At 63.3% G+C, this 23,449-nt stretch carries 31 protein-coding genes, 2 tRNA genes and 1 riboswitch; of the genes, 18 read left to right on the top strand and 15 right to left on the bottom strand.

What is annotated here, in order from left to right; genetic code table 11:
* Positions 1-292 precede the first annotated feature (292 nt).
* The 3 genes from AB4Z53_RS32395 to AB4Z53_RS32385 all read left to right on the top strand — a co-directional run bounded on the left by AB4Z53_RS32395 (position 293) and on the right by AB4Z53_RS32385 (position 3,312).
* On the top strand, positions 293-1,399 hold the full coding sequence (locus AB4Z53_RS32395) for an endonuclease/exonuclease/phosphatase family protein (RefSeq protein WP_223724695.1): 1,107 nt from the start codon (positions 293-295) through the stop codon (positions 1,397-1,399).
* Between the two features lie 2 nt (positions 1,400-1,401).
* Entirely contained in the window at positions 1,402-2,142 is a 741-nt protein-coding gene (locus AB4Z53_RS32390) for an NUDIX hydrolase (RefSeq protein WP_441599391.1), read from the top strand.
* Between the two features lie 252 nt (positions 2,143-2,394).
* The gene (locus AB4Z53_RS32385; RefSeq protein WP_441599389.1) at positions 2,395-3,312 is read left to right on the top strand and encodes a PhzF family phenazine biosynthesis protein; all 918 of its coding nucleotides are present in this window, start codon (positions 2,395-2,397) and stop codon (positions 3,310-3,312) included.
* A 52-nt stretch (positions 3,313-3,364) separates the two neighbouring features.
* Here the strand turns inward: AB4Z53_RS32385 and AB4Z53_RS32380 are convergent, their stop codons facing one another.
* From AB4Z53_RS32380 to AB4Z53_RS32370, 3 genes are all read right to left on the bottom strand, one after another.
* Positions 3,365-3,964: a hypothetical protein gene (locus AB4Z53_RS32380; RefSeq protein ID WP_441599387.1), complete on the bottom strand. Its 600-nt coding sequence runs from the start codon at positions 3,962-3,964 to the stop codon at positions 3,365-3,367.
* 134 nt (positions 3,965-4,098) lie between these two features.
* Positions 4,099-4,174: transfer RNA gene (locus AB4Z53_RS32375), tRNA-Lys, on the bottom strand.
* 145 nt (positions 4,175-4,319) lie between these two features.
* Positions 4,320-4,892 carry a hypothetical protein gene (locus AB4Z53_RS32370; RefSeq protein ID WP_441599386.1) on the bottom strand — a complete coding sequence of 191 codons (573 nt, stop codon included), beginning with the start codon at positions 4,890-4,892 and terminating at the stop codon, positions 4,320-4,322.
* A 299-nt stretch (positions 4,893-5,191) separates the two neighbouring features.
* Between AB4Z53_RS32370 and AB4Z53_RS32365 the strand changes: the two genes are divergently transcribed.
* Positions 5,192-5,267: transfer RNA gene (locus tag AB4Z53_RS32365), tRNA-Lys, on the top strand.
* Positions 5,268-5,314: 47 nt separating this feature from the next.
* Here AB4Z53_RS32365 and AB4Z53_RS32360 read toward each other — a convergent pair.
* Complete coding sequence (locus AB4Z53_RS32360) at positions 5,315-5,572, bottom strand: hypothetical protein (protein WP_113540512.1); 258 nt, start codon at positions 5,570-5,572, stop codon at positions 5,315-5,317.
* Between the two features lie 589 nt (positions 5,573-6,161).
* Between AB4Z53_RS32360 and AB4Z53_RS32355 the strand changes: the two genes are divergently transcribed.
* A complete protein-coding gene (locus tag AB4Z53_RS32355; protein ID WP_113540513.1) occupies positions 6,162-6,422 on the top strand; it encodes a DUF1127 domain-containing protein in 261 nt (86 codons plus the stop codon).
* A gap of 42 nt (positions 6,423-6,464) precedes the next feature.
* Here AB4Z53_RS32355 and AB4Z53_RS32350 read toward each other — a convergent pair whose 3' ends face one another.
* Positions 6,465-6,713: a hypothetical protein gene (locus AB4Z53_RS32350; RefSeq protein ID WP_113540514.1), complete on the bottom strand. Its 249-nt coding sequence runs from the start codon at positions 6,711-6,713 to the stop codon at positions 6,465-6,467.
* 289 nt (positions 6,714-7,002) lie between these two features.
* On the opposite strand from AB4Z53_RS32350, the gene AB4Z53_RS32345 reads away from it, so the two are divergent.
* A complete protein-coding gene (locus AB4Z53_RS32345) occupies positions 7,003-7,308 on the top strand; it encodes a hypothetical protein (protein ID WP_162768934.1) in 306 nt (101 codons plus the stop codon).
* 62 nt (positions 7,309-7,370) lie between these two features.
* The gene (locus AB4Z53_RS32340) at positions 7,371-7,670 is read left to right on the top strand and encodes an Imm8 family immunity protein (RefSeq protein WP_441599384.1); all 300 of its coding nucleotides are present in this window, start codon (positions 7,371-7,373) and stop codon (positions 7,668-7,670) included.
* Between the two features lie 141 nt (positions 7,671-7,811).
* Here the strand turns inward: AB4Z53_RS32340 and AB4Z53_RS32335 are convergent, their stop codons facing one another.
* A complete protein-coding gene (locus tag AB4Z53_RS32335; protein ID WP_113540517.1) occupies positions 7,812-8,084 on the bottom strand; it encodes a hypothetical protein in 273 nt (90 codons plus the stop codon).
* A 251-nt stretch (positions 8,085-8,335) separates the two neighbouring features.
* Positions 8,336-9,352, bottom strand: a complete 1,017-nt coding sequence (locus AB4Z53_RS32330; RefSeq protein WP_441599421.1) for a glycosyltransferase family 2 protein — start codon at positions 9,350-9,352, stop codon at positions 8,336-8,338.
* A gap of 226 nt (positions 9,353-9,578) precedes the next feature.
* Here AB4Z53_RS32330 and AB4Z53_RS32325 point away from each other — a divergent pair, with 226 nt between their 5' ends.
* On the top strand, positions 9,579-9,995 hold the full coding sequence (locus AB4Z53_RS32325; RefSeq protein WP_441599382.1) for a hypothetical protein: 417 nt from the start codon (positions 9,579-9,581) through the stop codon (positions 9,993-9,995).
* Positions 9,996-10,313: 318 nt separating this feature from the next.
* Positions 10,314-10,466: an entericidin gene (locus AB4Z53_RS32320; protein WP_113540560.1), complete on the top strand. Its 153-nt coding sequence runs from the start codon at positions 10,314-10,316 to the stop codon at positions 10,464-10,466.
* A gap of 88 nt (positions 10,467-10,554) precedes the next feature.
* On the opposite strand, the gene AB4Z53_RS32315 is transcribed toward AB4Z53_RS32320, so the two are convergent.
* From AB4Z53_RS32315 to AB4Z53_RS32305, 3 genes are all read right to left on the bottom strand, one after another.
* Entirely contained in the window at positions 10,555-10,959 is a 405-nt protein-coding gene (locus tag AB4Z53_RS32315; RefSeq protein ID WP_223727734.1) for a hypothetical protein, read from the bottom strand.
* A 108-nt stretch (positions 10,960-11,067) separates the two neighbouring features.
* A complete protein-coding gene (locus AB4Z53_RS32310; protein WP_441599380.1) occupies positions 11,068-11,259 on the bottom strand; it encodes a hypothetical protein in 192 nt (63 codons plus the stop codon).
* Positions 11,256-11,681, bottom strand: a complete 426-nt coding sequence (locus AB4Z53_RS32305; protein ID WP_441599378.1) for a hypothetical protein — start codon at positions 11,679-11,681, stop codon at positions 11,256-11,258. Before AB4Z53_RS32305 ends, AB4Z53_RS32310 begins: the two co-directional genes overlap by 4 nt.
* A 249-nt stretch (positions 11,682-11,930) precedes the next feature.
* On the opposite strand from AB4Z53_RS32305, the gene AB4Z53_RS32300 reads away from it, so the two are divergent.
* Positions 11,931-12,179 (top strand): hypothetical protein, encoded by a 249-nt coding sequence (locus AB4Z53_RS32300; RefSeq protein ID WP_113540523.1) that lies wholly within the window; start codon positions 11,931-11,933, stop codon positions 12,177-12,179.
* A 350-nt stretch (positions 12,180-12,529) separates the two neighbouring features.
* Here the strand turns inward: AB4Z53_RS32300 and AB4Z53_RS32295 are convergent, their stop codons facing one another.
* Positions 12,530-13,180 carry a S24 family peptidase gene (locus tag AB4Z53_RS32295; RefSeq protein WP_113540524.1) on the bottom strand — a complete coding sequence of 217 codons (651 nt, stop codon included), beginning with the start codon at positions 13,178-13,180 and terminating at the stop codon, positions 12,530-12,532.
* Positions 13,181-14,006: 826 nt separating this feature from the next.
* Here AB4Z53_RS32295 and AB4Z53_RS32290 point away from each other — a divergent pair.
* From AB4Z53_RS32290 to AB4Z53_RS32275, 4 genes are all read left to right on the top strand, one after another.
* Positions 14,007-14,783, top strand: a complete 777-nt coding sequence (locus AB4Z53_RS32290) for a hypothetical protein (protein WP_441599375.1) — start codon at positions 14,007-14,009, stop codon at positions 14,781-14,783.
* Complete coding sequence (locus AB4Z53_RS32285; RefSeq protein WP_441599374.1) at positions 14,704-15,240, top strand: hypothetical protein; 537 nt, start codon at positions 14,704-14,706, stop codon at positions 15,238-15,240. The genes AB4Z53_RS32290 and AB4Z53_RS32285 overlap by 80 nt, the downstream gene beginning before the upstream one ends.
* Positions 15,230-15,901: a helix-turn-helix domain-containing protein gene (locus AB4Z53_RS32280; protein ID WP_441599372.1), complete on the top strand. Its 672-nt coding sequence runs from the start codon at positions 15,230-15,232 to the stop codon at positions 15,899-15,901. Before AB4Z53_RS32285 ends, AB4Z53_RS32280 begins: the two co-directional genes overlap by 11 nt.
* Before the next feature lie 93 nt (positions 15,902-15,994).
* Positions 15,995-16,600 carry a hypothetical protein gene (locus AB4Z53_RS32275; RefSeq protein WP_441599370.1) on the top strand — a complete coding sequence of 202 codons (606 nt, stop codon included), beginning with the start codon at positions 15,995-15,997 and terminating at the stop codon, positions 16,598-16,600.
* 132 nt (positions 16,601-16,732) lie between these two features.
* Here the strand turns inward: AB4Z53_RS32275 and AB4Z53_RS32270 are convergent, their stop codons facing one another.
* Positions 16,733-17,203, bottom strand: a complete 471-nt coding sequence (locus AB4Z53_RS32270; protein ID WP_113540530.1) for a nucleoside deaminase — start codon at positions 17,201-17,203, stop codon at positions 16,733-16,735.
* A gap of 885 nt (positions 17,204-18,088) precedes the next feature.
* Positions 18,089-18,150: riboswitch (Fluoride riboswitch) on the top strand.
* Between the two features lie 29 nt (positions 18,151-18,179).
* Between AB4Z53_RS32270 and crcB the strand changes: the two genes are divergently transcribed.
* Positions 18,180-18,554 carry a fluoride efflux transporter CrcB gene (crcB, locus tag AB4Z53_RS32265; protein ID WP_441599368.1) on the top strand — a complete coding sequence of 125 codons (375 nt, stop codon included), beginning with the start codon at positions 18,180-18,182 and terminating at the stop codon, positions 18,552-18,554.
* A 19-nt stretch (positions 18,555-18,573) separates the two neighbouring features.
* Here crcB and AB4Z53_RS32260 read toward each other — a convergent pair whose 3' ends face one another.
* Complete coding sequence (locus AB4Z53_RS32260; RefSeq protein WP_441599366.1) at positions 18,574-18,960, bottom strand: nuclear transport factor 2 family protein; 387 nt, start codon at positions 18,958-18,960, stop codon at positions 18,574-18,576.
* 223 nt (positions 18,961-19,183) lie between these two features.
* Positions 19,184-20,134: a hypothetical protein gene (locus tag AB4Z53_RS32255; protein WP_441599364.1), complete on the bottom strand. Its 951-nt coding sequence runs from the start codon at positions 20,132-20,134 to the stop codon at positions 19,184-19,186.
* Between AB4Z53_RS32255 and AB4Z53_RS32250 the strand changes: the two genes are divergently transcribed.
* Positions 20,127-20,540, top strand: coding sequence for a hypothetical protein (locus AB4Z53_RS32250; protein ID WP_441599362.1), 414 nt, complete (start codon positions 20,127-20,129; stop codon positions 20,538-20,540). The genes AB4Z53_RS32255 and AB4Z53_RS32250 overlap by 8 nt on opposite strands.
* A 318-nt stretch (positions 20,541-20,858) precedes the next feature.
* On the opposite strand, the gene AB4Z53_RS32245 is transcribed toward AB4Z53_RS32250, so the two are convergent.
* Positions 20,859-21,584 (bottom strand): dienelactone hydrolase family protein, encoded by a 726-nt coding sequence (locus AB4Z53_RS32245; RefSeq protein ID WP_441599361.1) that lies wholly within the window; start codon positions 21,582-21,584, stop codon positions 20,859-20,861.
* Between the two features lie 26 nt (positions 21,585-21,610).
* Between AB4Z53_RS32245 and AB4Z53_RS32240 the strand changes: the two genes are divergently transcribed.
* Both AB4Z53_RS32240 and AB4Z53_RS32235 read left to right on the top strand, forming a co-directional pair.
* Positions 21,611-22,675 (top strand): D-alanine--D-alanine ligase family protein, encoded by a 1,065-nt coding sequence (locus AB4Z53_RS32240; RefSeq protein ID WP_441599360.1) that lies wholly within the window; start codon positions 21,611-21,613, stop codon positions 22,673-22,675.
* Between the two features lie 126 nt (positions 22,676-22,801).
* A complete protein-coding gene (locus tag AB4Z53_RS32235) occupies positions 22,802-23,335 on the top strand; it encodes a BA14K family protein (protein WP_223727716.1) in 534 nt (177 codons plus the stop codon).
* Positions 23,336-23,449 lie beyond the last annotated feature (114 nt).

Raw genomic sequence — 23,449 nt, 5'->3', positions numbered from 1 at the left:
GTCGCGGGCGCAGGAACGTAAAGGCGATCGCCGGAAATCGCACTTGCAGCGAGATGAGAGGCCGGCAACGACATCAGGCCCGGTATTTGCGGCTTGATGCCGGGAGCGGTGCCCGGCCCACCAACGGTGAATTGACCTAACGCTTTGTAATGGCCGAACTCCCGGACGGAAAACCGCTTCGCACTTTTCCTGGAATTGCTTCTGAGATGCCGCAATTCCTGACGGAAAACCGCTTCGCACTTTTCTTGGAATTGCTTTAAGCTCCCGGCATTTCATGCCACGGAATTGATAAATGTCGCTTCGCCTTGCCACCTTCAATATCGAAAACCTTTTGAGCCGCTTCGATTTTTCCGGCTTTCGCAACCAACTGAAGCAGGATCGCGTGCTCAGGCTTTTCGACGTGAAGTCCGAGGCGGAGTACCAGCGGCTGGAAGAAGCGCGCACCATCGCGCATACGGACGATACGCGGCAGATGTCGGCGCTGGCGATTGCCGATTGCGATGCCGATATCCTTTGCCTGCAGGAAGCCGACAACATGGCCTCGCTGCAGGCCTTCGAATACAACTATCTCTTCCGCATGGTCGGCAGCGGCTATCGCCAGAAGTACCTGATCGAGGGCAATGATTCGCGTGGCATCGATGTTGCCGTGCTGATGCGCGAGGAGACGCGCGACGGCCAGCCGATCGAGTGCCTGGATGTGAAGAGCCATGCGGGCCTGACCTATGAGGATCTCGATCTCTTCAACGACCAGATCGCGCTCACCAATCGCCCGGCTGACCGGATCTTCAAGCGCGACTGCCTGGAGTTGGACTTGAGGATCGGCGGGCGGCCGCTGACGCTCTATGTCGTGCACTTCAAATCGATGGGGCCGGCGCGCGAAGGGCTCGATGGCCGGCAGGCGACAATGCCGCTGCGCGTGGCCGAGGCCAGCGCCGTGCGCCACATCATCGAAAGCCGCTTCGGGCGCGGGCGCACCGCCGACAAGATGTTCGCGATTTGCGGCGACATGAACGACTACCAGGAGAAGGTGAACATCCTCGGCGATCGGCGTAACGGCTACCAGTTCGTGCCGCATGAGGAGGACACGAGTTCGCTCGACGTATTCAGCCATGATGGCTTTGCCGAAAACCCGATGTTGCGCCGGCCGGTGATGGACCGCTGGACGCTGTTTCACAGCCGCGGGCCGCAGGAGCGGCACCTCTGCCAGCTTGACTATATCTGGCTGTCGCCGGCACTTGCCAAGCGCAACCACTCCCAGGTGCCCGAGGTCATTCGCGGCGGCCAGCCGTTCCGCACCATCTTTCCGCCGGGGCTTGAAGTGGAGCGTTATCCGCGCACCGGCTGGGACCGACCAAAGGCGTCGGACCATTGCCCCGTGGCCATCACCCTGGACGTGTGATCATGAGCACAATTGAGAGCAACACGGCGGCGTGGCCGGCCGAAGGCGCCATCATTCCGATCGACGACGTCGAGATCCGCGTCAACGGCGCGGCGCATCCGTTTCACCTGGAGGAAGTTGGCCGCGCACAGGAAAACTGGCAACGCGAGATCGCGGCCAACCCGCACCTCTTCGACGGCCGCATGGTGCTGCAGCGGGCGCTTCGCATCGAGGGCGGACGCGTGAAAGGCGAGGGGCATGTGGTGCCCTATTCGACCTTTCTCTGGTGGCGGAAGACGAGAGTGGAGGGCGCCTTCCATCTCTTCGCCATGCCGGCGATCCTTTCATCTGACGGAGCGCTGATCCTGGTGCGCATGGGATCGCACACCGCCAATCCGGCCCGCGTCTACAGCCCCTCCGGTTCGCTGGAGCCCGAGGACGTCGTCGATGGCCGCTGCGAAATCGACGGCAACATCCGCCGCGAGGCGCTTGAGGAGACCGGCATCGATCTGGCGTTGGCAAGCGCCGAACCCGGCTATCACCTGTTGCACATGGACCGCGCCGTGACCGTCATCCGTGTCTACCGCTATCCGGAAAAGGCAGCAGCCCTGGTCGCCCGCGTCGCGGCACATATTGCCGTCGATCCGGAGCCCGAGATCGACGAGGCGATCGCGATTTTCGGCCCGGATCCGGGGGCGTACAACTATCCGCCGTTCATTCCGCCCATTCTCGACTGGCTGTTTAAGCGAAATGGCCCGCTCTGATTTTGAGTCAGCCGGGCGGTCTAATGGTTTGATTTCGTGAGGCTATGGCGCCTGCCGTCCGAGCGGCGGCGAGAGGTGGATGCGTGCCGTCCAGCTTCAAGCGCGCGCTCTGCTGCGCCGGCAAGATGTGCGCCGACGGAACCGCAACTAAAGAAATCGTGATCCGTGCCGAGTTGTGTACCGGTGCTTTTAAGCCTTGCCGCACGCGTCCCGACGCTGCAAAGTTTGGGGCATATTCGCAAGGGGACATGAATGGCGCTGAGCTACGCGATCTACGACGTCTTTACCGACAGGCAACTCGAAGGCAATCCACTGGCTGTGGTCTTCGGCGCCGATTGGCTGGACGACGAGGTGATGCAGGCGATCGCGCAGGAATTCAACCTGTCGGAGACGGTGTTCATCCGCAGGCCCGGCGGTGCGGCGCATACGGCCAAGCTGCGGATCTTTACCCCCAGCCAGGAACTGCCCTTTGCCGGACATCCGACGGTCGGTGCGGCCATCGCAATTGCCGAGGCCCAGCACGGCGCGACCGAGGAGGGGATCGACCTCGTGCAGGTGCTGGAGGAGAAAGTGGGGCCGGTGCGCTGCGCCGTCCGCCTCAAGCCCGGGACGGCGAGCTTTGCCGAATTCGACCTGCCGCGCAAATCGGCCCGCATCGATGCCCGCTTCGACCGGCAGGCGATCGCCGATGCGCTGAGCCTGAAGCTTTCGCAGATCGGCTTCGAGAACCACGTGCCTTCGTTCTGGAGCGCCGGTGCGCCCTTCGTCATGGTGCCGGTGCACGACGTCGCGGCGGTTTCCACGATCGAGTTCGATTCTTTGCGCTGGGAGCAATTGACGCCGATGGCGGAGGGGCGGCTGGCTTCGGCCTATGTCTATTGCCGCGGCGGTGTGAACCATACGGCGCGCTTCCACGCCCGCAAGTTCGGCCCCGGTGCCGGCAACCTCGAGGATCCGGCGACCGGCTCGGCCGTGGCAGCCCTTTCCGGCGCCATCCATTTTTTCGACCAGTTCGTGGACGGCCATCATCCGGTGCTTGTCGAGCAGGGGGTGGAAATGGGGCGCCCGTCCTTCATCCACCTGCATCTGGATATTGCAGGCGGAGAGATCAGCAATGCCCGCATCGGCGGTCACGCGGTGAAGATCGCAGCCGGCGAACTCTACGTTTGAGGCTCTCGCACAACTTGAAGTCTTTGCTTCAATCGCGATCTTTGGGGCTTGGTCACGGGCTTGAGTCGGGGATTGAACTCATGTTGCAGACCTCTTCCGACATCGCCGCACGCTGAACGCAGTCGCAGGCCGTCTCCCACTGCGCCAGGGACCTGTACGGGCTTTCGCCCGCGCCGAGCGTGTCGAAGCATTCAGGCTGATCGCTTGGGCCGAAAAAGCGCAGGCTGCGCGTGCCATAGTCACGATCGACGGCGCCCAGGTAGCGCCACTTGGACGAGTCGGTGCGCTTCGCCTCGACACTGTCGACTTCGGTTGGTTCTCTGCCTTCGGGAACGGCGATGAATGTGGCAACACCGCCGGCGCCCAATGCGGCAATCCAACCTTCGGAGGTCAAATACAGGCCCGTCCGTTGGGCAGGCCCCCAATCTTCCCACATCCATTTGTCGAAGGCGCCGAAGGGCGTTTTGACGCTGACGTAATAGTCATCACCGTCCCGGCCTACACGCACCGTGGCCTGACTGTTCGGGAGTGAAATCTCCACAGCGTCACGATTGGGCAGCAGGAGCAGGCCAACCCCCAACAGGATCGCGGTCGTGATCTTGTTCCGGCGGATGAGCCCGAAGATGCGGTTGCCGAGATTACCAGCGTTCACGAATGATCCCCGCCGACTGCGCGCTACCATTGGTCGCTAGCACCGAACGAGAATCGCAACCAGTCTCAATCACCGGTAACCGACAATATGAAGATTCTTTGAGAAAATTAAAGAAATCAGCGCTTTAGGAGTTTTGGTGGGTGATCACGGGCTCGAACCGTGGACCCGCTGATTAAGAGTCAGCTGCTCTACCAACTGAGCTAATCACCCATCCATGGCGTCGCTTTAGCGCACGACCGGACGACACTCAAGAGGGTAATTGCGTCACGCGATGAGAAACCCACAGCCGCTTCGATCGCCCGGCGGACGACTCTGGCTCTGAGTTCCGTTGCATTCGCTTTACCCGCCCTCCCGATCAGCGCACGTCGATGAACCGGCCGCGCAGGTCGAAGCGGCAGTTGAAAAACTGTGCCCTGCCGCCACCGCTGTCGTAGTTGCCCTGCACCCAATAGTACCGGCCGCTCTGGAAGGCCATGTTCACGGTGATCCGGTTGGGACGGACACCGAATGCGGCCGATGCCTCGCCCTGGCAGAAGCGCGGCATCATCCTCGTGTCGACGCGATCCGGCTGCTGGGTGTCATCGTACTGCGGCGGGCGTTCTGGTCTCGGACGATTGTTGCCACCGCCGGAGACAACACGGCAGACTCCATTGCCAGCGCCCCGGCGCGTGTAGCTGATCGATGGCGAGCCATCCCGGTTGACGCTGATCGAGACCGTCGTTCGCCCCTGGCTTGCTTCGTAGTAATCACTGCTGAATCGCCGCAGGCGCGACTGGCTGCCGTTGATGAAGACCGGCCCACCCCGATCCGCGTGCACCTCGATACGGCCGGGGCACGTTGCATTGAAGAAGGGCACTTCGGCGTTCGCTTCGGTAGCAATGCCGGCAAGCACGCCGACGAGCATGCCAATTGCGATCGTGCTGCGCATAGGGATGTCCTCTCCACTTGTGGCTGCCGTTATTGTGCCGTTCCGCTGCAAGTATGCCGAGCGTGAAACTCGCGTCAAACGCGTCTTTCGTCGCACCTCGTTTCCTGCCTGCACCTCTAGAAGGCGCGCGGCTACTTCCTGAAGAACACCGAACAGCCACGCGGGACGTTGTCCACAGGGCTCTTCGTCGCTCCGCGAGATTTTTCAAAAGATTTTCACAAAGGCGCTGGACAACCCACCCGAACGCCTTTATACGCCCCCTCACGACAGCAGCGGGACACACCGCAGCGGTCGCGGATGGGTGATTAGCTCAGTTGGTAGAGCAGCTGACTCTTAATCAGCGGGTCCACGGTTCGAGCCCGTGATCACCCACCAAAACTTCTCCTAAAGCGCTGATTAAATTTTGTTTGTGGCGGCGCGCTTCAATTGACGAAGCGTGGGCTGATATTGGTGAGAAGCATCACCACCTTGTCTTCTATCGCCTGGCAGTTGCTTTCATAGGCAACCGTCAGAGGTTCATCCGACATTGCGTGCTCTCTCAACTCATCACGCGTGATCACGGCGACGCCATAGGCCGCCATCAGGCTGTTGAGCGCCAGGAACCTCAGTTCCGAAATCTGTTTCCGGTGTCTTGGCAGTCGCATCATCAGTCGGGCCCGACCGATCTTCTCGAAGTCCATCGCTCTACCTCGAATAACCTTTGAAGTGCAGTGTCCACCACAAGCAGGCAGGTGGCAACAGATTGTGGCCATATTTCTGAGCCGCGCTGGAGCGGTCGAGGCTCGTTGCAAACCGGGCGGTCGAAGCCATTGCCGGTGGGGCTGGCGACGAGGTCGATGATCGGGCCGGATCGACTTGCGAAAGAGCGGCAGCCCGAATGGCCGCGGTTTTCGTCGGTTGCCCCATGAAGGGTCGCAACCATCCCTGTTGCTCCCGTGCAACAGGTAGTTCGTCATTCCGACAGTCAGCGATTGTCCTCTTGCGGCAAAAGTAAACTCGTGTAACTTTCGCCAAATCGGAGCTCAAACTAGAGGAGGCGTACGATGATTCTTAATTTTGTACAGATGCTCACCTCTGGTGGAGTGGCATGCCCGTCACGACGAGTACGCCATAATTCTATGGGTTACTTCGGCGCATAAGCGCTACCCGAGTTCCGCCTTTTCGTATTTTCCATTTTGACTTGATGTGACCGGTTCCCGGAATGTGTTTCCGTGTCCGCGCGCATCCATAATCTAGAGGACCCGACCGCTGCGAGCGGCGGGAATAATCATGCGCGAATTGCAACTTACCGCCGCTGGCACCTTGCCGGCGATCATGGACGACCTGTTTCGAACCTTCGGCTTCCGTCGAACCGTCGGCGCCTTCCTTGTTGCTGCCTGGAGGCGTCAGCGGACGCTCAACCATCTCAGCCATCTCTCCGATCGCATGCTGCGCGATATCGGTGCGGAAGAAGGCGTGAAGAAGCCTGCGATAGCCGAGATTTCGCTCTGGCAACTGCCGGTCGGCTATCCGTGGACGAGGCAGAACTGAGGCCCGCCCCGAGCGGGCCTCTTTCTTGCCGTCGATCAAGCTTCACGATTTGGGTCGTTGGGACCCAGGATCGCCCTGATCGGACGGTGCTGCTGGCTGATGTGCGGCGGCGAGCTTGGCGGCGCAGTGGTGCCTAATCATCGCCGCGGCAAGGTTTTCCCGCTCCTTGCCGGTCGCCCTGGCCTTTGCTGCCGCCATATCCCTGCACCAACCTGCGTCGAGAACCTCTTCAGGGATGTGGGGGATACAGGACGAGAGAAGCAGCAGCGAGCAAAGGAGGACGACGCGCATTCGGGGCTCCGTGGGTGGGTGCCGAATTCATAGCACCAGCGAGCCGAAAGGGAACAGGGCGGTGACGCGGCGGATGCGCGTGGCGGCGTTCGATCTACCGGCCGATGCGGGCAGTCGATGCCTCGACATTTCCGAGCGCAAGCGGTGTCGCGAGGATGGCGCTTTGCAGCCGTGGCCTGTATGTCGCCACCATGCAATCAATGCGGGCGAGTGAAGAGTGCAATTGGCAAGGATCAGGAGCATATTGTTTTCCACCGTCCCGCTCGGTCGGCTGGACTATCTGCTCGGCATGACGCTGTGCGCCTTGGTGCTTGCTACAGTTTTTCCGTTCGCGGTGGCTGACGAAGCGGCGACATCTGTGAAGGCCGCGTTGATTTTCTGCTACGGCCATGTGGTCTTTCTGACGCTGCGGCGGTTGGTGGATCTCGGCGTCGCCAACGCAGGCATCGCGTTCCTGTTTCTCTATGGATATTCCGTCGCCGCCGGCGGTCTTGGCCGGGCATTCGGCGCCTGGGCCGTCGTCGCCCCGGCTGCGCTGTTGGTGTTCTTGTTTTTGAGCCCGACCGCTGACAGCCGAGCAACAGCGGATGTTTAGGGAACTCGACCTGAAATGGGCCTATGGCGGTGACCTGGCGTGGGGCACGGAGGTCGATTTCGATGGCGACGTCGGTCCCGAACGGCCCTGTGCCGGATGATGTGTGCTTCCTGCTGCAGTTGGATATCGGCACGAAGGAAGATCTCTGGGCGGAGTGCTTTTTCGTTCAGGTCGTCACCCCGAACAACAGACCTCACCGATGCCAGGATACGCGACACATCGAAATTCCGCGCTACAGCTTCGCTGTCCTTAGGGATCATGCGAACAGGGTGATTGCGGCTTGCCAGCGTGACACCTGGGATGAAAGCCTGAAAGAACTGCGCAAGCGCTTTCATTGGCAATACGAACCTCGCCGACCCTGATGAAGCCCTGCGCCGGGACGGCTGCCATCATGGCTGGCAAAAGGCGATCCGGAGCCGCGGCAGCGCCGCAGTGTCGCTCGATTGCCGATGCGACCACCCACTGGCCGCCAGTGCGGCAGGGGTGGTCGCGGCTTGGGGCCGTTACTGGCTCGTAGACGGCTGCGTTGTCGACGGTTGGGTCGTCGTGGACGGTTGGGTCGTTGACGGCTGAGTGGTCGAGGGCTGAGTCGTCGACTGGTCAGTCGTTGCCGGCGGCTGCGCCGTTGCGGGCTGCTCGGTCTTCGCGGGCTGCGTCGTCGTCGTCGCCGGTGCTGTCTCGGTGGCTTGCTTGTTGGCCCCCGGTTTCAGGAACACGACGCCAAGGACGATGAGCACGATCACAACCACGATACCGATGACTGTGTTTCGATTCATGCAGGCTTCTCCTCAGGTTAAGTGCCTCAGAACTGTAAATGGAGCGGTCGGTCGAATTATCAACGGCCTAGCTCGCGGGTCGGTTGAAAAACGGTCCTTCCGGTCGGGAGACGGCTGATCGCGCCGTTTACGCGTGGGGGATGGGACATGGCCGCAAGTGGTGCAGCGCCTGGTGCCGCAGGGTTGCCGCGCCGAGGGGAACTGGCGCTCTTCCCTGGAGATGCGGACTGGCTCGGGCCGGGGCTGCCGCCCTAGCGTTCGCCGCCGGCGGTGGGCCTGGGAACGGGGGTGATGAAGCCGAGCCGCAGCAATTGCTTCGAGCCGCCGAATTTCACCGAGGAGTGGGTAAAGAGCTGCAGCAGATCCGTGCTGCCGCCTGTGTCCTGCGTCCTGGAGTTGGCGGCCGAGCCATCGAAATGCGGGCCGCCTGAGGTGGCATCTTCGGCGATCTCCTTGTAGTCGGCGAAGAGCGCGAAGTGGAGAAGCGCGCCGAGCACGGAGGAAAAGTTGCGCTGAAAGGGAAGCGGCTGATGGATGCCGGCGCCGAAGCGACAGTCCTCGTCCCAGAAGATCAGCGGATACTTGATCAGTTCCAGGTCGGAATCGAACTCGCGGTGGCGCGCGCCGCCCTTGACGGTGATGGCGCGTGTGGTGGTCGCCAGCGAATAGCCGCGGCTGTCGAAATGATCGGCGACTTCCCAGGGGGCGCGCGTTTTCAGCTGGTTGACGTCCGCCGCGCCGAGATCGATCGGATACATGTCCAGCATCGGTGCCGGCAGCCGCGAGATCTTCAGGTCTTCAAGCGCGTGGATCACCGACCAGAGCGTGCGGTTCTCGCAATCGTCGTAGACCAGGAATTCATCGGAATCGACGTTCACGTACCAGCGCTCGCCGCCATAGAGTGCAAACAGTGCCTCCCGACAGAGGCGGCCGTGGCGGGCTTCCCTGTGGCGCAACGCCGACGCCCAGAGGTCGACATCGGGCTCACCCAGCAGATATTCACGCGTACCGTCGGTCGAGGCATCGTCGACGCAGATGAAGCGGGTAACGCCCAGCGACCGGTAATGCGCCAGAAAGCCCGGCATCAATTTGGCATCGTTGCTCGTGAGGAAAACCAGCGGAAGGTCGTCGGGATAGAGCGATGTCTGCCCGAGAGGACTGACACAGCGCAGCTCCACCTCGCGGCCTTCCGACCTCTCGTGACGCTCGGCCTTGGCCGTTTCATACCAGGTGGCGAGACGATCGAAGACGTTTCGGTCCGCGATCATCCCGGCGTCGGATTGATCCCTGAAAGGATAGGTAATGTCTTTCATTCCCATTCCGATATGTATTTTTCATACATAATATGGGTCGGGCTTAGATCAAGAACGCAGGTGAGGCAATCGCGCAATGCCATGGGTTCGGGTGCCGATCGCCTGGCTCGGCACGATGCGAAGGAGTGAACACCACCGGCACGTTCCCTTCGGTAAGGGCAGCGTGATATAGCGTTCGCCGATGAGCAATCCGACCCCTTCGACATTCGCTCCGCCCGCCGCGCGGGGCTGCGGCACCTGCACGCTGTGTTGCCGGCTACCCGATATCGACGCGTTGGCGAAACCGGCAAATGCCTGGTGCCGGCATTGTGTGGACGGCGAGGGATGCCGGATCTACGCGCAGCGACCGCAGCTCTGTCGCGACTTTCTCTGTCTCTGGCGCACGGATGCGGACCTGGACGACGCCTGGGACCCGGCGCGCTCGCGCATGATGATCTATCGCCAGGGGCCGCAGGTCACGGTTCTCGTCGATCCGGACCATCCTGAAATCTGGAAGCAGCCGCCCTATGCGGAGACGCTGCAGCGCTGGGCGCACGAGGGCGAAGGCGGGCAGTATGTGATCGTCTTCGTCGGCGACGCCGTATTCAAGATCGACTGAAGCGCACTAAAAAGCCCGGCGAAAAAGAAAGAGCCCCGCACGAGGGCGGGGCAAGCAGGCACCCAAAATGGCTCGGGGTGCGGGGAAGCGCAGTCCAGAAAGAACGTACTGCGCGGTACGGAAGCTAACGCGCGCAAGGCAGCCGGGGGAAGGCCTGATTCGGCGATTCCGGTACGCTTGCCAAAATAATTCCCGAGAAGGCGGGGCCGTCGGGCACTAGGTGTTGCGGCCGTCTTCGTCGTTTCCGGTTGTAAGCCGACCGATTGACTTTGCGGCGCTCCGCCGCATTTCCGATAGGAGAAACTGACGGAGACGATGATGTCGAAGACGATGCTCGTGGTCCTCTGCCTGTCGCTTCTTGCCCTGTCGGCCTGCGGTAACACGGCGCGCGGCATTCGTGAGGACAGTGCCGAGACCGGCCACGCACTCGACAATGCGACCCACCGGGTGCTGAAGTCGACCTCAAAGTAGAACGACCGAAAACGGAACAGGAAAGGCGTTCCGGCCTTTCCTGCGTTTGCCTGCACCAATCGCGGCGGGCTCGGTGCCCGGATGCGCTCTATCGCGGCCGCAGCGCGCTCGGTTGAGCGACCGTTTCGCTGCTCGAAAAGATGACGACCGCAAACAGCAGCACACCGATGAAGGCGACGATCGAGGCCGCGGCGACGACGGGTTCGATCTCGGGCCTGCCGGTAACCATCAGATAAAGCGAGGGCACCAGCACGGCGACGCCGGACGTGTAGACGTAATACTGGATCAGGGCGAGCCGGCGCTCGGCCTTGGCGGGATTGAGTGCATAGTAGATGCCGAAGATCGCCATCGTGACCCAGCCGAGCAGGTTCGTATGGGCATGCGCCGGTGTCGCGGCGTGATCCTGGCTGATCGCCATATGCAGGCCGATAATGAGTCCGATGATCAGGAAGATGATTGCGGTCTTGAAGTACAGATGGGCAAGGCGCGGCATCGAATCTCTCCTCGTTGTGCTCCCCGCTTACTTTATTAGCATTTTTGCAAATTAATAATGATTGCCAATATTGGGCATTTTGCGCCGTCGCTATCCCCTTGAAAGGATTTATACGCGCCGGGCGGTTGCGGCGGTCAAGGCGGCGCGCTTGCGCGTGGCGACGTCGTTGAAGGCGGTGAGGTTCTGGCGCTGCAGATAGGCCGCTATCGCGGCCTCCACGCCGCGCTCGTTGCCGCCTTCGGCATCCCAGAAGGCTTCCATGGCAGCAAACAGGGCGGACTTGTCGAGCGTCATGGTCATCGCAGATCCGCACCGAACTGCTGGTGGTGGTTGAGGGTGCCGTGGACGGCCTGGCTGTAGGGGCTGCGGTCGGCGCCGAAGTCCGCGCACCATCTCTCCCAGGCATCGGAGGTGCGCACGAAGGCCGGCAGCTTGTGCTCTTCCTCGGGGCTCTGGTCGTAGCCGTCGAGCCAGGCGTCGGCGACCGTCTCGGTCACATCTTCGCCGTGGAGGGCGTCGAGATCGAAGCGGATCAGCTTTGYGACATGCTCGCCATCGTGGACACGAAGCCAGTCGGCGGCGGTGCGGTAGGTGGTGCCGACGGTCTCGGTCTCCTCGCAGAAATAACCGGCGCCGAGCGTCATGACGGCGAGAATGATCTCACGTCCGCGAAGGAAAGGGGTGGTGCCCGTCAAGGGATCCGCGATCAGCACGTCGGGCATCGTTCACCTCGGCCTGTTCGAGGGCGCGCGCCGGCGTGCCCTTTCGGGTGCCATCGGTCCCTCCGGTGTTGTCATTGGTATAGTATAGGAAAATTCCTATTTAGGCGTCAATAGGAAACGCGCTACCGGCAGGAATTTTCTGCGCGGGGCGACGCGCGGTTGTCGATAGGCGATTATTTGTTCTTGTTTTGTTCGTTGGATTGCGCCACCTTGGGGCCRCCATTCCAGGTGGCGGAAAAGGAGCATGGGATGATCACCTATTTCGTCGTTCAGAGCTTCACGCTGGGAAGCCGCGGGGCATTGCTTGCCGACAATCCGGTGCAGGCGACCGGGGCTGAACATGCGGTGCGGCTGGCCGAAAGGCTGGCAGCGACCAAGGTGGGCGTCGTCGCCTTCAGCCGCGCGGGCGATCTTGCGACCGGAGAGTTCGAGGATGCCACGGTGCTCTTCATGTCGGGCGATCTGCCGATGGAGATCGAGGAGGAGATGGCGGCCTGAAGTGTCGACATGCAGGAAGCAGCAGGCGGAACGGCCGGCAGCGGTATGGGGCTGCAGGCGCTTGCCTTGCTAGGGCTTGCCGGTCATGAGGCGAAGTCTTGCTCAGCCGTATCTAAAACGCGCCGCGATCTTCGCTTCCTGCGGGATACGTGTGAGGGCCCGCGCGCATTGGTGCGGAATTGAGCCACCTTTGGTCGAAACGAATTTTCCGCGGCGATCGCCGGCGAGCCGGCACCTATCGCTCTTGTGTTGAGCGCGCAACCAGCCATGTGGTGCCGCACGAATTGAATCAGGGAACCTGTATATCCTGTTGAATGTACAGGAATACTTCCGGAATTTCCTTGTGGGATTCAGCGGGCGCTGTATTTGCCGACGACCCGGTGGCAGAAGGACCACTCGACCCGGCTCTCGGTGAATTCCAGGAAGGGGTTGTACTGCCGCAGCGTCCATTCGCGGTCATTGAAGGAGACCAGCCGCTTGATGATCGCCTCGGCGTCGTTGGCGGGCGGCACGTGGTAGAGCACCACGTCCTTGTCTCGGGCCGGCGGCAGGTGCGGGTGGACGAGGGCCATGTCGCCGGGCTCGTAGGCCGGGATCATCGAGCTGCCGGTGAGGTAGATCCCGTAGGCGCCCTTGACGCCCTCGAGCACCGAGGGGCGCTTCACATATTCCACCGCATCGAAAGTGACGATCACGTGGCCGTCGCCGCCCTGGGCTGCCGCAAAGATCGGCAGGTCGCGATGACCGACGAGCTGTTCGCCCGGAACGATCTGCGGCGCGAAGCCGGGCGCGCGCCTGGGTGCCGCTTCGCCGGCGGCGGGGGCGCCCTGAATCAGATCGACGATCGTGCGGGCGTCGCGCTCGCGCAGCTCCCGCGGCGTCTCGCGCTCGACGAACTGCTGGATATAGGCGTGGTTCTTCGCAATCGCGATCGACAGATCCTTGTAGGTCGTCTTCTTCGCGTCGACTGCTTCCCGGATAAGGCGGCGCAACTCGTCCATGGCACTGGCATCCCAGATTCCGTTTCTTACGTCCAATAGGAAATTTCCTCTTGATGAGTGTAGGAAATCCTACTATGAATAGGATGTCAACGGAAATGAGCGGTGCAAATCACCGAACTTTCCAGCAGCGGCCGGCATTGCTGGCGCCTGGGTGATGCGGACGACAACGTCCGCCTTCATCTGGAGGCGGGCTTGTGGCCCTGGAGATCGATCGCCGCAGCGCATGCGGCGAGCATTTTTGAAAATGCTGCTTGTCTTCCGGTCGGCAACGATTGTGGGGGCTGGCAGCGGGCGAGAGGGTCTGCTTCCTCCCCGGAGCCTCTCGCTTTCTATTCGATGTCGGCAAGCCGTCACTGGCGCATGTCTTGTCTCCGCAACCGGCAAGGGTTGCGGTCGGCGGCGCGCGCGGTTTCGGCGCCTGAGCAGGCAGCCGTGCTCCTTGTGAGTGGGCCGCGGCTTGCGAGCGCTACCCGTCGTCCCGCGTGCATTCCTTCCGGATGCGCGGAAGGGACCGAAGGACCTGACCCGTCCGCCCATCAAGGGCGGGCACAGAAGCGGCTTGCCGGCAGGGGTGGAGACAACCGGAATTGGCGCGCGGACAGCGCGATGGAGTGGCCGTGCCAGATGGGGCGGCCAAAGGCGAAGGTGTGGGAAGAGGCATGGCGCAGGACAGGCTGATAGAAGGGACTGGCGAGCGGGGCGGACGAACCGGGGCGCGCAGGGACGCAGGCTTCCTGCCGCCTTTGGCATGCCGCAACTCTGTCGTTGCGGTGGCCGGCAAGGCCGCGGCCTGCGCCGCATATCGGCTCGGCCGGGAGTAGCGGCCATGCGCATCACCGCGATCGTCGAGGCGCTGGTTCAATCCGGTGCTTCGCCGGAAATGATCCTTTGCGCTGTGCGCGCCGCCGAAGCGGGGCAGCAGTCGGAGCTCGAGCGGCGCCGGGCCGGCGATCGTGAACGGCAGCAGCGCCGCCGCGCCCGCGTGACGTCACGCGATGTCACGGCGACAGGGGCCGGTGTCCTCTCTGATAAAGAAAGCTCCCCCGCACCCCCTAAAGAAACTAACTCTCCCGACACGACTCCGGCCGGGAGTGATGCGCAACTCGACCTGCACTTGGGGGAAGCCGATGCAGGACCGTCCGCACAGCGCGGGCGCAGGGCGAGCCGGCTTCCCGCGGCCTTCGAGCCCGACTGGGACTTTGCCGTCGGGCTCGGCTTCGGCCCGGCCGAGGCGGCAGCCGAATTCGACAAGTTTCGCGACTACTGGACCGCCAAAGCCGGCCGCAATGCCACCAAGCTCGACTGGGCGGCCACCTGGCGGAACTGGATGCGCAATGCCGGCAGGCCACAGGGGGCGGGCGTTTCCCGCGTCGCAGGCCGACTGAAAGTGGGCCAGATGGATGACGCCGGACCGCCACGACGCGGACATCGCCAGCAGGCGCCGCCGCACGAGACCGCCTTTGCCCGCCATCAGCGGGAATGCAGGCAAGCCATTGAAAACGAACTGAAAGGGACCCGAGACAATGACGTTTCTGGAAATGATGACTTTGCCGGCGCAGGCCCGGCTTTCGACCTTGAACCGGGAGATTACCGCGCTCACTGAACGGCTGGCGCCGGCGAGCGAGGCGGCGGTGCTGCGGAGCCTCGACGCGATGCAGACGGCCGGCATGCCCATGCCGCAGGGGATCGAGCCGAAGAAGATCCTCGCGGTCTACCACTATGCGCTCTGTGGCGTGCCGGCCTGCGGCCTGGCGGCTGCGACGCAGAAGCTGATCCGCGGCGACTATGCGGCCAACGCCAATGTGCTGCTGGGCACGATCCCGAAGCCGCCGGTTCTGGCGGCCCTGGCAAGGGCGGAGGCGCTGGGCATGCGAGCCGAACTTGCCCGCAAGCGCGAGACGGTCGCCGCCCTCAAGCCCCGCGAGACCGGCCGCTCCGAAGCCAGCCGCGCCCGCGTCCGCGCAAGGTTGGATGCCTTCCGCCAGACCCACGCAGCGGCCAAGGCGGCCGCAAGGACCGCAAGCGCATTCGCAACGAGGGAGAACCACCATGCAGCTTGAGGCAACGGAATTCATGACAGGGGAACACTCAGCGGCCGGAATGGCGAACGGCATTGCAGCAAGGGCGCTTGGCGTGCCGGTGGCACCGGGTGAGGCGGCCGCCGGGCGGCTGCGGCGTGGTGGGCCGGCGCGCGCGGAGTTGGGTGCCGACGCCCGGGCGGAGCGGAAGTCGGCAGGCGACAGGGTAAAGCGGCTGCCCGGCGGCAGGCGAGGCGGTGGCTCCGTCGGGATCACCACGGCTGACAGTGAAGCGGCGGCGGATGTCACGCTCGAGGATCTGGCGGGCATGGTCGCCGTTCAGGTGCGCACGCAGACCAGGCGGATCGCCGAACTGGAACTGGCGCTTGCCGATGCGGAGGCCCGGCTTCTCTCGCAGGCGCGGGTCATCTGCGGCGCTGCGGATGTGGCGGGCGGTGATCTCTTCAGCCGGCGGCCGGTACGGGAGATCATCGAGGATGTGCTTGCCGTCTATCCCGGGGTCACCTGGGAGCAGATCATCGGTGTCGGGCGCGAGCGGCGCCTGGTCGAGCCGCGCCACCGCTGCATGGCGGCGGTTTACGAGGAGCGCAAGGATCTGTCGCTGCCGGCGCTCGGCCGCATCTTCCACCGCGACCATACGTCGGTGCTGCACGCGGTGAACCGGCGCGGCGCCAGCCGCTGACGACAAGCTTTTGAATTTCAGACTGATTTTGCGCCAGCGAAAGCCGGGCCGGCGGCCAGCGATGGCGCCGCAATGAAACGAGGAAACGACACGATGACATCCAAGGCAGAACGCATCCGCATCAAGCGCGCCAGCCGGGCGGGCCGGCCGCGCAAGGCCGACGTGGCACGCTATCCCGGTGGGCAGATCAAGCACGGCGAGACCGAAAGGGAGGTGCGCTCGGTGGCGCTGGACGCGCGCAAGCGCATGCATTTTTCCGGCAAGCGCGACGTCGACGTTGCGAGCCCCTTCGCCGGCTACACGCTCGGCCGCATGTTCCTTGACGGCAAGCTGACCGCGCATGAGCGCGAGGCCGGCGACGAGTACGCCCGGCAGATGGCGCGCTATTACAGCCTCACCGGCATTCCCTTTCCAAGCGTCAGGGCGCAGTCGCTTTTCAGCGTCAAGTGCTTTGCCGGCGAAACGAGTGCCGAGCGCGCCCGCAGCGCCCGCCAGGCGGCGAACCGGATGATGGAGCTGGAAGGCGTGCTGTTGAAGCTTCAGGACGGGCCGCAGGTGAAAACCACCGTCTTCAATGTCTGCATCATGGACTACGAGATGTTGCGCACCATGCCTGCGCCGCAGCTTGCCTGGCTGAAGCGCGGGCTGAAGGAACTGCACTGGCATCTCGGGCTGTCGCGGGAGAAGGAGGTGGGGTGAGGCGCATGCTGGAAACGGCGCGGCTGAAGGCCCGCATGCGGGGCGGTGGAAAGCCCCGCGATCGATGCGGCTTGGCGCTTGAGGAGGCGCGGCGTTCCGGCGAAACGCGCCGGGCTTGCGCAAGGACGCGCGTCACCGCCGCCAGAAGGTGCGGTGGGGGCTGAGGAGCTCGTCCTCGATCTCGGGGAAGGGACCAACGACCTCGATCGGCTTCTGGCCGGAGGCAAGGACCGTGCGCGAGGAAAGGTTCATGGTCGGGTTGTCGGGATGGTCGCCGGTTTCGGCCAGCAGCTTTTCCTCTTCGTAGCCATAAACCAGGCGGCCGATATTTGCCCAATAGAGCGTGCCTGTGCACATGGCACAGGGCTCGCCGGTCGAAACCAGCGTGCAGCTCCAGAGGAACTTTGCCGGATAGGCGGCCGCGGCCCGCCGGGCAAGCTCCGTCTCGGCGTGACGTACGGTGTCCAGGTTGCCCTGGCGCATCAGGATCCGATCGTCGGGGCCGACCAGGACCGCGCCGAAGGGATGATGGCCATGCACGGCTGCCTCCCGCGCGACCTCGTCGGCGGCGCGAAGGTGGGCGAGCATCTGATCGCGGGTCATGGTCGGTTGCTCCTGAAAGGTCGTCGACGACAGCGCTTGGAACTGGCTCCATTCGGGCGATCATAGCTTGAAATTCGAACGGCCGATATCGGGGCGGCGCGGCATCTCCAGACCCGGCGCAGCTGGCGAGGTAGTCGCATGCCCGACCTCCCGCAAGACACGGGCACAAACACCGGCGGCGGGCTGTGGGCTTTGGCCCGAAAGGCGAGGAAGAGGGTGATACCGAGTTTCGACGCCGCTCTGGGCAGAGGATCGAACTCTTCCGGGATGGGCGGTTTCGCCGCCTCGCCTGGCAGGCGCTCCCGGCCAGCTTCCTCGAGGGCCTGTCGAACATGGCTGGCGTGCCGATGAGGATGTAGCGCGCCGTGTGGCGGCTGACATAGCGGGTGGGGCACGCTGCGTTTGAGATTGATGTTTGCCCCACAGCAGGCCGGTGCGAAGTCCCGTCGATCATGGCGGTCATCTGGCTCTTGCGCTTACAGGCGGTCTCAATGTTGCATTCGTGGTCGTGGTCGTGGTCGTGGTCGTGGTCGTGGTCGTGGATCGGTGTGCCGGCGTCGCCGCCGCCCACATTTGGGAGGAGACAGAACTGGCCGTTGGTCTCGCTGCCGGACAGCCGGCGCTCCATGAAAACATCCGCAAAAACGTATCCTGTCGCTTCCACGTTGATCACCTTGCGAGCTTTTGCCGGAGTGCGCGGCCTGTCCGCAGAGGAGGGCCGGGGCGGCAATTGGCGCTGCGGCGATGGCGCCGGCGGGGCAATTTGCGCGAGGTGCTGGTCTGCCGGGCGGCGGTCGTCGACTGAAGCTGAAGAGGCGCCGGAGCACCGCGAACGAACGGGCGAAAAGCCGGGCCTGTTGATCGGGGGGCGCTTTCGACCTATATGTCGGTTACGGGAATGGTGTCTCCCTCACAACCGCACTGATGCTGATGACGCCTGCTGACGATCGCTCCCTGGAGCGCGCAGGAGGCTTGAATGCGGTTTCTTCTTGTTTTTCTCGGCTCCGGTATCGGCGGCGTTTTGCGCCATGGCGTAGGGATTCTCGCCGTGCGGATGCTCGGCGCCCAGTTTCCCTTTGGCACGCTTGCGATCAACATCGTCGGCTCGGCGCTGATGGGGCTGATCGCCGGACTGTTTGCCGCGCTCGACCCTTCGGCCCATGATGCGCGGCTGTTCCTGACGACCGGTCTCATCGGCGGCTTCACCACATTTTCCACCTTCTCGCTGGACGTGGTGTCACTGTGGGAGCGCGGCCAGCCGACCGCATCGGTCGCCTACCTGCTGGCGAGCCTTATTGTCTCCGTCTCGGCGCTGATGCTGACGCTGACCCTGGTGCGGCGTTTCGTGTAACGGGGGCTGTGCGCCGACACTACCGGGCGGGTGCTGTCACGGTTCCCTGATGGAACAACATTTGCCATTTCGCGCCGGTCCGCTTCCAGATGGAGCTTCGCAGCACATGCCGCTCCGAACCGTCGCTTTCGACCCGATGCGTTCTATAGGTCAGCAGCACCGCGTCGGGCGCAATGGCCGTCAGGCGGTAATCATCCGTCAGCAGCTTGCCGCCGTCCGCTTCGTCCTCCTGAAGCAGGAGCTCGATGATTTCCGCGCGGTGATAGACCGTGCCTGATGCCCCGAACTCCACGAAGCCTTCGGCCAGCAGCGCCTCGACCGCCGCCCGCGAACGTCGGATTTCGGGACGGTGGAGCGCCTCTTCGTGCATGCGGATTTCGGTCAGGTGGGGCAGAGGTGCGGTCATTGCTTGTCCAATCCATGGGCCGGTTTTGCCGTGCGCTGGAAGGAATACGCCATTTGGCGGCCGGAGATCGATCTGTGACCTCGGTCCGGTGATATTGCGGTGAGATCAGAAGGGTTGCCATCCGGCCTGTCGGCGACCTAATCCCAGGCGGGAGTCCGGTCCCGCAGCCCATGCCACTATTCCTCACGGCGACTGCTCGCAACTCCCGATCGCTCTGGCCGCTTCAGGAAGCGGCCGCCAGTTTTTCTTCGCGAGCGATGCGGGCGTCGAGGTCCCTCAGGCGATGTTTGAGGGCGGGGTCGCCGGGCAGCAGCGCCAGCGCATTCGTGAGCATGTCGCGCGCTGTGACGAGGTTCCCATCTCTGATGTGGCGGTTGGCACGGTGGTAGAGGAAATTGACCTTTTCCGTCGGCGCGAAACGATCACCGAAGCGGGTGTGCAGGCGATCGGCCCAGGCGGGGTGGCGGGCCATGGCTGCGACGGCGTTCTGATAGGGCCGCATCGGCGCGTCGGTTCGGGCGGTGCGGGCAAGTGCGCGCAGGGCGACAAGGTCGTTGGCGCGGCAGGCATCGATCAGCGACAGCGCGCGCTCGGTGCCGGTAAACACCCTGACGGTGCCGTGGCCGGTCATGTGCACGGGGGTGAGATGCGTTTCCGCCTGCAGGTTCGCGATACGCTCCGCATGCCGGCGATCGATCGCGTGGAAGGGATCATAGAAGATGAAGGCGCGGCCGGCGGCGTGATCCGGGGCTATGCCCATATTGGTGTGCAGATCGGGCGAAAAATGCCTTAGAAAACGATTGTCGCAAGGGACCGCTCTGGGGTTGATGGAGACCTGCGGGCAAAACGCGATGGCCGTGGTGGCGTTGAAACGCCGGCGGTAGCGAAGGGCTGCATAGCCGCCCTGCGAATGGCCGTAGAGGATGCGCTCCGGCGCGGCCTTCAGGATCGGCGCTGCGGCCTCGACCGCGCGGACGACGCTCGCTGCCGGAAACCAGTTGGGACGGCGGCTGATGAAACCGAGGGCGGCGATATCCGCCTTTTCGCAAAAACGCTGGCCCCAGTAGCGGCTGCCGTTTGCCTGGATTTCCATCTCGTTGAAGGTGATGAGTAGGTAAGGCGAGGCGCCCGGGCGATGGATGGCCTCAAGGTTTTCGTCCGAGTAAATGAGCACAGCAACTCCGAAGTATTTCGATATTCGTATTAAAATAATGCGAATATCCGGATGTTATTCTCCGGATATCTTCGTTTTTCATGGTAATGCAAGTTTATGTCGGATTTCCAGTGGCGGCAATTCTTTGCTGTTCGGCGTGTTGGCGGATGTTCGGGTGGGTTGTCCTTTTCTTCGCTCAGCTTTGTCGATCTCCGAGCTTCGCTCTGCTTTCGGTGTTTCGGATAAATTCGACGATCAGCGATGCCGCTTCCGCGGCGTGGGTCTCGAGCAGAAAGTGGCCGGCGTCGAAGATGTGGGCCTCCATGCGCGGCAGGGCCTCGATCCAGGAGAGAACTTCGGCGCTATCGAAGAACGCATCAGCCGGCCCCAGAGCAGGAGCGCGGGCGGCTGCCAGCGGACAAGATAATAGGCGATGGTATCGAAGCGGGCGACGTGGTTGCCATAGTCCCCGATGAGGGCGCGCTGGGTGTCCATTCGTCCCGGCTGGTACATCACCCGCCAGTCCTCCTCCCAGCTTTCAGCCGGATGCGCGCCGCCACCTCGGCCGGGACGCCCGCGACGTATTGGTCGTGCGTGCCCTCGAAGGTCAGGTGCGCGGTTGCCGCGGCCTCGTTTTCCGGGGTTGGTGTGGTCCAGAATGCCTCCGTTGCCGCCCATTGCGGACCCAGCCCGGTTCTGTGGGCGTTGGCCAAGGCTGCGGCAAGGTTCCGACGCCCGCGCTGCGTCAGACGCGATCGAGGAAGGCGAGTACGCGCCCGGTGAGCAGGGCGGTCGCCTCCGCGTCATAGGACGGCAGCGAACTGTCGGCGAAATAATGCTGGTCGCCCGGATAGAGGAAGAGTGCGGCATCGTCGGCCTTCTCGACGAGTTCGCGTGCCGCGTCGACATCGCCTTCGCCGACGAAGATCGGGTCGTTGTCCATGCCGTGCACCTGCACCGGAACGCCCTGCGGCCAAGGGCCGAAGGACCACTGGCCGCTGATCGGGATGCAGGAATAAAAGAAGAGGGCGCCGCGGGCACCGGGCCGGGTCTGCGCGAGTTTCTGCGCCGGCAGGACGCCGAAGGAGAAGCCGGCATAGACGAGATCTTCGGGAAGCGCGTCGGCGAGGCGAACGCCGCGCTCACGCATCTCGTCGAAGCCGACCGCGCCGATATAGGCGAGGCCTTCTTCGATGCTCGTGAAGGTGCGCCCCTCGAAAAGATCGGGAAGGTGAACGGTGTGGCCGGCGGCGCGCAGTTCATCGGCGAAAGCGTGGAGGCCCGAGGTCAACCCCTGGGCGTGGTGGAAGAGCAGGACTTCGGCCATGGGCGGGTTCTCCTTCGGATCCGATCTCGCGGTCTTCGTCGCCGGAACGTTGAGCGTCGGCTGAGAAAATTTTCCTGTCGCAGCGATAGCACATTTCCTTGACGTCTTGTTGCCATCTTCGGCCGCTTCCTTGCGGATCAGCATTGGCCACGATTCTGGAGGAAGCCGTCATGACGGAGAAGTTGCGCATTGCCGTGTTGTTTGGTGGCCGTTCGGCGGAGCATGAGGTTTCGCTGATGTCGGCGCGCAACGTCGTCGCCGCGCTCGATCGCAGCCGCTACGAGATCGTGCCTATCGGCATCGCCAGGGATGGGCGCTGGCTGTTGCTCGCGCTTGAAGACGGTGAGCTGCCGCGTGCCATTCCGGCGGCGGGAACGCAGGTGGCGCTGATCCCGGGCGGCAAGGGGCGGGCGGTCACCATCGCCGAAGACGGAACGCAAGGGCTGTTGCCCGCGGTCGACCTGATCTTTCCCGTGCTGCACGGGCCCTATGGCGAGGACGGAACGGTGCAGGGCTATGCCGAGACGGCCGATGTCGCCTATGTCGGCTGCGGCGTTGCGGCTTCGGCGGCGGCAATGGACAAGGTGCTCGCCAAGCGCCTGCTTGCGGCCGAGGGGCTGCCGGTCGCGCGCGCCATCGCGTTGCATCAGGACGATGCCTATTCCTCCGAAATCATCCTGGAGACCTTGGGGCTGCCCGTCTTCGTCAAACCCGCACGGCAGGGCTCTTCCGTCGGCGTCAGCCGTGTCGACAGCCTCGAGCGGCTTGCGGCGGCGCTGGAAGAGGCGTTTCGCCACGACGACAAGGTGCTGATCGAAGAGTTCGTGCAGGCGCGTGAGATCGAATGCTCGGTGCTGGAAGACGCCAAGGGCAGGCTCACCGTATCGCGGCCGGGCGAGATCATCCCCGCGGAGAGCCACGGTTTCTACAGCTACGACGCCAAATATGTGGACGCCGGCGGCGCGATCGTGAAGGTGCCGGCGGAGCTTGCCGAGGAGGTGGGCGCGCACGCGCAGGAGATGGCCGAGCGGGCCTTCCGGGCGCTTACCTGCGCCGGCATGGCGCGTGTCGATTTCTTCCTGCGGCCGGACGGAAGCCTGGTCATCAACGAGATCAACACCATTCCCGGCTTCACCAATATCAGCATGTATGCCAAGGCGCTTGCGGCAGACGGCATTTCCTACGGCGCGGCCGTGGAAACGCTGATCGCGCATGCGCTGACGCTGCGCGGCTAGGGCGCTGGAAACCGCGTCGTCTACGCTGCTTTTGGTTGTATTTAACATTAGGAATATCGCATTCATTGCGGGTTCACGTCATTTCGCGAAACTGGCGCCTGTTTCCAAACGGACAGGTGAGATGGAATGAAGAAGATTGGCATCGTCGTTTTGGCGGCGGTTACGGCTCTTTCGGGCATCACGCCGGCGAATGCCGTACCGGCAGTCGCCATCGAGCGGGTGCAGAAGAGCGACGTGGAGCTCGTGCGTGACAGGCATGGCAACGGCCACGGCTGGGGTCATGGCGGATATCGTCAGCGCTGGCATGGTGGTGGGTATCGGCCCTACCGTCCCGGTTATCGTCCGGGCTACCGGCCGGGATGGAACGGCGGCTATCGGCCGGGCTGGAACGGGGGCTACTACAATGGCTACCGCGGCTATCGCTATGAGCGCTACGGCTATCGGCGCCACAATGACGGCTGGTGGTACCCGCTGGCGGCCTTTGGCGCAGGGGTCGTGATCGGCGGCGCGATTGCCGCTCCGCCGGCGCGCCGCTATGAACCGGGCGTGAGCCAGAGCCACGTCGACTGGTGCTATTCGCGCTACCGCTCCTACCGCGCCTACGACAACAGCTACCAGCCCTATGGCGGCCCGCGCCAGCAGTGCTACTCGCCCTATTGATAGAGGCGAAACCTTGAAGAGAAAGGCCCGTCGGTCGGTGTGACCGGCGGGCCTTTTCATGTCGGCGACTGGCGTGGTCCGGACTTTTGACGTCACGCGACACCGGACCGGGCA

Origin of the sequence: Ensifer sp. 2TAB8 (assembly GCF_052115125.1) — a bacterium.
GTDB lineage: Bacteria > Pseudomonadota > Alphaproteobacteria > Rhizobiales > Rhizobiaceae > Ensifer.
The sequence above is the reverse complement of the archived record's forward strand: the minus strand, read 5'-3'. Positions and strand labels throughout refer to the sequence as shown.